The sequence below is a fragment of the Neisseria sp. P0009.S007 genome (assembly GCF_051962515.1).
The window spans coordinates 6722-12747 of sequence record NZ_JBQCVF010000055.1 but is presented as its reverse complement, the minus strand read 5'-3'; the positions used below and the strand labels follow the sequence as shown (position 1 = coordinate 12747).

General features: G+C 54.4%; 7 protein-coding genes. All 7 read left to right on the top strand.

Going from position 1 to position 6026, the window contains the following annotated elements:
• Positions 1–318: phosphoribosyltransferase family protein (locus ACTHS3_RS06840; protein ID WP_440367493.1), on the top strand; the 318-nt coding region annotated here is incomplete at its 5' end.
• Between the two features lie 58 nt (positions 319–376).
• Entirely contained in the window at positions 377–805 is a 429-nt protein-coding gene (locus ACTHS3_RS06835) for a PTS sugar transporter subunit IIA (protein ID WP_004519097.1), read from the top strand.
• Between the two features lie 49 nt (positions 806–854).
• On the top strand, positions 855–1124 hold the full coding sequence (locus tag ACTHS3_RS06830) for an HPr family phosphocarrier protein (protein ID WP_004519098.1): 270 nt from the start codon (positions 855–857) through the stop codon (positions 1122–1124).
• Positions 1124–2887 (top strand): phosphoenolpyruvate--protein phosphotransferase, encoded by a 1764-nt coding sequence (ptsP, locus tag ACTHS3_RS06825; protein ID WP_440367490.1) that lies wholly within the window; start codon positions 1124–1126, stop codon positions 2885–2887. Before ACTHS3_RS06830 ends, ptsP begins: the two co-directional genes overlap by 1 nt.
• 506 nt (positions 2888–3393) lie before the next feature.
• The gene (locus ACTHS3_RS06820; RefSeq protein WP_250581252.1) at positions 3394–4509 is read left to right on the top strand and encodes an ABC transporter substrate-binding protein; all 1116 of its coding nucleotides are present in this window, start codon (positions 3394–3396) and stop codon (positions 4507–4509) included.
• Between the two features lie 116 nt (positions 4510–4625).
• On the top strand, positions 4626–5672 hold the full coding sequence (locus ACTHS3_RS06815) for a FecCD family ABC transporter permease (RefSeq protein WP_440367488.1): 1047 nt from the start codon (positions 4626–4628) through the stop codon (positions 5670–5672).
• A gap of 10 nt (positions 5673–5682) precedes the next feature.
• Positions 5683–6026: ATP-binding cassette domain-containing protein (locus tag ACTHS3_RS06810; RefSeq protein WP_440367486.1), on the top strand; the 344-nt coding region annotated here is incomplete at its 3' end.

The window sequence follows — 6026 nt, the reverse complement described above, 5'->3', positions numbered from 1 at the left end:
GACAAACTCGCAGGCGGCGCGTTCAACTGGAAACGCATGCCCGACCCCGAGCAAATCAAAGGCCGTCATGTAGTCGTTTTGGACGACATTCTGGACGAAGGCCACACCATGGCCGCCATTCAGGAAAAACTGTTGGAAATGGGCGCAGCAAGCTGCCGTGCGGCCGTGTTTGCCAACAAACTGATCGACAAAGAAAAACCGACCAAAGCCGATTATGTCGGCTTGGACGTACCCAACCGCTACGTCTTCGGCTACGGCATGGATGCCGCCGGCTGCTGGCGCAACCTCGGCGAAATCTACGCCTTAAACAATAAATAAAACAAAGGCCGTCTGAAAAATCTTCAGACGGCCTCAACCCCAATAATAGGAACACATCATGATAGGTTTGTTAATCATTACACATGAAACCATAGGTGAAGCCTATCGCGGTTTGGCCGACCATTTCTTTCCCAACGGCTTCCCCGAAAATCTCCACATCCTCGGCGTACAGCCCGATGAGGATCAAAATGACATCATCAACAACGCCATCGCCGCGTTGCAGGAATTTCCCAACAACCGCGGCGTGCTGATCATGACCGACATCTTCGGCGCAACCCCATGCAACGCCGCACGTCGGCTGGTGCGCGAAAACAAATCCGCCATCCTGACCGGCCTCAACGCCCCGATGATGATTAAAGCCATCCAATACTCATCACAAGCCGAAAACCTCTCCGACTTCACCGAAACCGTCAAAGAAGCCGCCATCCGGGGCATTTTCGCCATTACATCCGCACCTGAAGACCTGATGTGCAAAGAACACGGCTAAGGCCGTCTGAAAACATTCACTTTACGAACATTACATTTAGGGGACATCCATGCTCAAACAAGAAATTGAAATCATCAACAAACTCGGCCTGCACGCGCGCGCTTCCAGCAAATTCACCCAAACCGCCTCCCAATTCCAAAGCGAAGTCTGGGTCACCAAAAACGGTAACCGCGTCAACGGCAAAAGTATCATGGGCCTGATGATGCTGGCCGCCGCCAAAGGCACCGTGATTGAGCTGGAAGCAGAAGGCGCAGACGAAGCCGCCGCCATGCAGGCGTTGACCGACCTCATCAACGACTACTTCGGCGAGGGCGAATAATGAGCATCGTCCTACACGGTGTAGCCGCGGGCAAAGGCATTGCCATCGGCCACGCCCACCTCATCACGCGCGGCACGGCGGAAGTCCCTCAATACGACATTGATCCCGACAAACTCGATGCCGAAGTTGCCCGTTTCGACAACGCCATCAAAGCCACGCGCAAAGAATTGGAACAGCTGCGCGGCGCAATTCCCGAAAACGCCCCGACCGAATTGGGCGCATTCATCTCCCTGCACCTGATGCTGCTGACCGACGTTACCCTCTCGCGCGAACCCATCGACATTTTGCGCGAGCAGAAAATCAACTCCGAATGGGCATTGAAACTGCAAAGCGACAAGCTCGCCGCCCAGTTCGACAGCATCGACGACGACTACCTGCGCGAACGCAAACAGGACATGCTTCAAGTCGTCCACCGCATCCACAACAACCTTGTCGGCCAAAGCAACGAAATCAACCTCGCCGGTAACCTGCTTGACGACACCGTCCTCATTGCGCACGACCTCTCGCCTGCCGATACCGTACTATTCAAAGAGCAGCACATTACCGCCTTCGTAACCGATGCCGGCGGTCCGACCAGCCACACCGCCATCTTGGGCCGCAGCCTCGACATCCCGTCCGTCATCGGCCTGCACAACGCCCGCAAACTCATTACCGAAAACGAAATCGTCATCGTCGACGGCATCAACGGCGTCCTCATCATCGATCCCGACGAAGTCGTCCTCAACGAATACCGCCGCCTCGCCCGCGAATACCGCAGCCACAAGCGCGAACTCAACAAAATCAAAAAAACCGCCGCCACCACGGCCGACGGCATCAACATTGAGTTGCTCGCCAACATCGAATCCGCAGAAGACATCAAAGCCCTGCACAACTTCGGCGCAGACGGCGTCGGCCTGTTCCGCAGCGAATTTCTTTATCTCAACCGCGACAGCATGCCGACCGAAGACGAACAATACGAAGTCTATGCCGGCATCGTCAAAAAACTCAAAGGCAAAAACATCACCATCCGCACCGTTGACTTGGGTGTAGATAAAAATCCGCGCTGGTTCGGCCAAAACAGCACGCCCAACGGCAGCCTCAACCCCGCGCTCGGCCTGACCGGCATCCGTTTGTGCCTCGCCGAGCCGGTCATGTTTCGCACCCAAATGCGCGCCATCCTCCGCGCCGCCGCCCACGGCCCCGTGCGCATGATGTGGCCGATGATTACGTCCATTTCCGAAGTGCGCCAATGCCTTATCCATCTGGACACGGCCCAACGCCAGCTGACCGAACGCGGTGAAACCTTCGGCCCGGTCAGCATCGGCTGCATGATCGAAATCCCGTCCGCCGCCATGACCGTCGGCAGCATCCTCAAGCTCGTCGACTTCGTTTCCATCGGCACCAACGACCTGATTCAATACCTCCTGTCGGTCGACCGCGGCGACGACAGCGTCAGCCACCTCTACCAACCCGGCCACCCTGCCGTCCTCAAAACGCTGCAACACATCATCCGCACCGCAAACCGCATGGAAAAAGGCGTGTCCATCTGCGGCGAAATGGCCGGCGATACCGTCTTCACCCGACTGTTGCTCGGCATGGGCCTGCGCCGCTTCTCCATGAACCCCAACAACCTGCTTTCGGTTAAAAACATCATCCTGCACAGCAACACCGGCCATCTCGAAAACGATGCCGCCAAAATCCTGCGCTGCGAAGACCCGGAAAAAACCGAGAAGCTGATTAAAATCCTCAACCAAAGCGAACAGGCGGAATCACAGGCCGTCTGAACCTCCGGCAAGGGCGTGTTTCGATACACGCCCTTTTTATTCGTCCCCATTTTGGGTTTACGCTCGATTCTCCCTCAAGCCCCTTCTTCCCTATTTCGCTATTTCAAAAACCAACCTTTTTCACTTTTCCCCAATACTGCTTACAGGCCGTCTGAAAAATAGATGGCGCAAGTAAAATAAAACTTTTATGGCCACACCAAAGGCCGTCTGAACCCCAATTACAAGGTTTCAGACGGCCTGCTGTATTCAACCGTATATCTTTTATTTTCTTTGCAATAAATGACCCTTTGCCTATTTCTTCCAACTACTGCCCACTATGGCTTTAGGCACCCATATCATTCCTTTTCACTAGGTCTTCAGTATACCCAAACATTATCCCTTTATTTTAATGATGCAACTTTTTACTCTAAAATATGTCTATTCTCATGTTTCACTTGAAAAAAGATTCAATACCTTGTAAATTTATAAAAGATAATAGTTATCATTATATTTTAAAGGAATAGTTCATGAGATTTACGCAACTTTCTGCTTTAATTGCCGCTGCAGCTTTATCAGTCGGCTCCGTATCCGCTTTTGCCAAACCGGTTCAGCTGACCGATACCATCGGCCGTAAGGTAACTGTCGACCTGCCTGCCAAGCGTGTGGTTTTGGGCTTCTACTACCAAGACTACATGGCCATCGGCGGTAAAACCGCGCTGGACAACGTTGTCGGTTTCTCCAAAGCAGTTTGGGCCGACTGGGCGCCGCCAAGCTGGGCGGCATTCAGCAAAGCCGTGCCTAAACTGAATCAGCTGACCGACGTGGGCGAAGTGGAAGTCGGCACTTTCTCGATTGAGAAAGTATTGGCGCTGAAACCCGATTTACTAGTTTTGGCCGAATGGCAATACAAGGCTTTGGGTTCCGATCTCGACCGCATCAACAAAGCCGGCATCCCCATCGTTGTGTTGGACTACAACGCGCAAACGGTCGCTAAACACGTTCAATCAACCAAGCTCATCGGCACGCTGACCGGTCAGCAGCAAAAAGCTGACAAACTGGCGGCAGACTACAAACGCGTCGCCGACACCATCCAAGCGCGCGTACAAAAAGCCAACCTGCCTAAGCCTAAAGTGTATGTCGAGTTCGGCAACAAAGGCCCTGCCGAACACAGCGTTACCTTCGGCAAGAGCATGTGGGGTTCGATGGCGACGCTGGTCGGCGGCAACAATATCGCCGCTTCTTCGGTCGAGTTCTACGGCCCAATCAATCCTGAAAAAGTCCTCGCCGCCAAACCCGACGTGATCGTGATTACCGGCCGCGAAACCGAATTGAAGAAAAACCCTGCCGCCATGGTGATGGGCTGGGGCATTCCAAAAGCCGAAGCGGAAAAACGCTTGGCAGGCTTTGCCAAACGCGCCGGCTGGGCAAACCTGCCTGCGATTAAAAACAACCGCCTCTACGCCGCCTACCACGCCAACTCGCGCACGCTGTCCGACAGCGCATCGATTCAGTTTATGGCCAAAGCGATTTATCCGCAGTTGTTTAAGGATTTCAACCCGGAGAAGACCTATCTGGACTTCTACCGCCAAAACCTGCCCGTCGTACCAAACGGCACGTTCTACCTCTATCCGAAAGGACAATAAGGTAGTTTAGATTTTCAGACGGCCTTTTAAATCGTAAGGCCGTCTGAAATTTTTGCGGAAGAAAAAGGCAAACCTGTTCTCCCCTTTCACAACACTCTTTTTTAAAGGTTTGAAACATGAATGATTCGGTTGTCGCCGAGATTGTGAAAAACCAGCGCAAGTTGGAAGGCAAGCGTTGGTTGATTGTGTTGATGTTTTTAGTCATCGCCGCGGTCAGTTTCCTATTCGACATCGCTACCGGCCCTGCGATGACGGACACGCTGCCCGTCGGCGAAGTGGTCAATGTTTTGCTGGGCAAACCCGATGTCGATGAAATGAACCGCCTGATTGTGATGGATCTGCGCCTGCCGATTGCGGTAATGGCCTTGGTGGTCGGAGCGGCTTTGGGTGTCGGCGGTGCGGAAATTCAAACGCTGTTGAACAACCCAATGGCCAGCCCTTATACGCTGGGCTTGGCGGCGGCGGCAGGTTTGGGCGCGTCGATGGTGATTGCGTTCGGCGGTTTCGGGCTGCCGGAAACGGTCGCCGTTCCCATCGGGGCGTTTGTGATGACCATGCTGGCTTCGGGCATCTTGTTTCTGTTTGCCTCGGCGCGCCGTTTCAATTCGGCGATGCTGGTGCTGGTGGGGATTGCACTGTTGTTTCTGTTTCAGTCGATTTTGTCGCTGATTCAGTTTATCGCCGCGCCTGAGATTTCGCAGCAGATTCTGTTTTGGCTGTTCGGCAGCCTGACCAAGGCGACTTGGGAGACGGTCATCGTTACGGCGGCGGTTACGGCGGTGTGCGTGCTGCTGCTTTCGCGCGATGTGTGGAAGCTGACCGCGCTACGCTTGGGCGAAGAACGCGCCGTCGGGCTGGGCATCAATCTGCAACTTTTGCGCCTGAAAACGCTGGTGCTGGTGGCGGTGATGACGGCGACGGCAATCAGTTTCGTCGGCGTCATCGGCTTTATCGGACTGGTCGCGCCGCATGTGGCGCGGATTCTTTTGGGCGAAGACCAACGTTTCTTCCTGCCCGGCGCGATGCTGGCGGGAGCGGCGTTTTTGTCGGTGGCGAGCGTGTTGTCCAAGGTAATTATCCCCGGCGCGCTGTTTCCGGTGGGGATTGTTACGTCGTTTGTCGGCGTGCCGTTCTTCTTCTGGATTGTATTAACGAAACGATAGGCCGTCTGAAATGTTGAAACTTGAAAACGTACACATCCGGCGCGGCGATTATGTGGTCGCCGACAGTATCGATTTGACGCTGGAACAAGGCAAAGTCTATTCCGTGCTCGGCCCCAACGGTACGGGCAAATCCTCGCTGATGAAAACGATTTTCGGCGAAGTGGCGCACAAAGGCACCATCCGCTACGGCGACGAAGCGTTGAGCAAAATCCACCTGCAAAGCTGGCGCAAACGCATAGGCTATATGCCGCAGGACACCGCCGCCGAAGCCTCGCTGACCGCGCTGGAAGTCGTGTTGCTCGGCCGCATGGACGCGCTGCACATGCACGTCGGCGACGAACTGCTGCACGAAGC